This is a genomic window from Streptomyces phytophilus (genome assembly GCF_013870535.1).
Taxonomy (GTDB): Bacteria; Actinomycetota; Actinomycetes; order Streptomycetales; family Streptomycetaceae; genus Streptomyces; species Streptomyces phytophilus.
In genome coordinates this window covers 1-1,137 of the sequence record NZ_JACBXC010001631.1, presented here as the reverse complement: position 1 = coordinate 1,137, position 1,137 = coordinate 1, and the positions used below count along the sequence as shown (strand labels likewise).

The following is a 1,137-nucleotide window of genomic DNA, read 5'->3' as shown; positions in this document are numbered from 1 at the left end:
GCGGGGGCGGTGGGTCGGTACGGCGGCTTCGGCCATGCGCCCAGTCTGGCGTACGGAGTGCCGCACGTCCTCGCGGGACGGCCGGGAGCCCGCGGCGGGGAGGAACCGGGCGCGATCCCCCCGGAAATCGCGGTGACGGACTTCGTCGACCGGATCGACCGCACGGTCAGGGCGCAGGCCGGGAAGACCTGGTGAGCGAGACGGGGGCCGGGGAGGCGGCCGGAGAGGGGGCCGGGTTGCGGGGCGGGTGCCAGCCGGGGGGACGGAAGAGGTGGGACAGGCCCTCGCGCCAGTCGCGGGCGGCGCGTACGTCGCGGGCGAGGGCCGCGTACTCGTGGGTGGCCACGCGCAGCGGGTTGTACGTCGTGATGTTCTTCGTCAGCCCGTAGTGGCAGGGCTCCCGCTCCGGTTCGAAGGAGCCGAAGAGCCGGTCCCAGACGATGAGGATGCCGCCGAAGTTGCGGTCCAGGTAGTTGCCCTGGGAGGCGTGGTGCACGCGGTGGTGGGAGGGGGTGTTGAAGACGAGTTCGAAGGGGCGCCAGAGGGTGCCGATGCGCTCGGTGTGGATCCAGAACTGGTAGACGAGGTTGGTCGAGGAGCAGAACGCCAGGGCCGCCGGGTGGACGCCGGCGGCGACCAGCGGCAGGTAGAACACCCACGAGGTGAAGCCCGTCCAGGGCTGCCGCAGCGCGGTGCTGAGGTTGAACTTCCGGCTGGAGTGGTGCACCACGTGGCACGCCCACAGGATCCGGATGACGTGGTGGCCTCGGTGGGACCAGTAGTAGAAGAAGTCCTGCGCGAGCAGCATCAGCGGCAGCGTCCACCACTCGACCGGGATCCGCAGCGGCGTCAGTTCGTGGACGCCGGCGTAGACCGCCACGATCGGGATCTTCCACAGCAGGTCGAAGAAGATGCTGCCGAGCCCCATGGTCATGCTCGTCGCGGCGTCCCTGGACTCGTAGCCGGCCGTGTCGTCGTCGGGGTGCAGCCGGTAGCTCACCGCCTCGACGACGGTGAACAGCACGAAGGCCGGTATGGACCAGAGCACCACGTCCGGCAGCTGGGGCATGCCTCGCACCATAGAGCGGAGTCCGCGGCTCCGCCAGGCGTGGTTACCGGCCGGTCGGCCCGGGGGTG

The 1,137-nt window shown here is 70.6% G+C and carries 1 protein-coding gene and 1 pseudogene; one reads left to right on the top strand and one right to left on the bottom strand.

From position 1 onward, the window contains the following. A pseudogene (locus H5J30_RS37255) lies at positions 1-195 on the top strand (hypothetical protein); the annotation flags it as partial. Here H5J30_RS37255 and H5J30_RS34785 read toward each other — a convergent pair. Beyond that, positions 167-1,069: a sterol desaturase family protein gene (locus H5J30_RS34785; RefSeq protein ID WP_181791793.1), complete on the bottom strand. Its 903-nt coding sequence runs from the start codon at positions 1,067-1,069 to the stop codon at positions 167-169. The pseudogene H5J30_RS37255 and the gene H5J30_RS34785 sit on opposite strands and share 29 nt — an antisense overlap. Between the last annotated feature and the right edge of the window lie 68 nt (positions 1,070-1,137).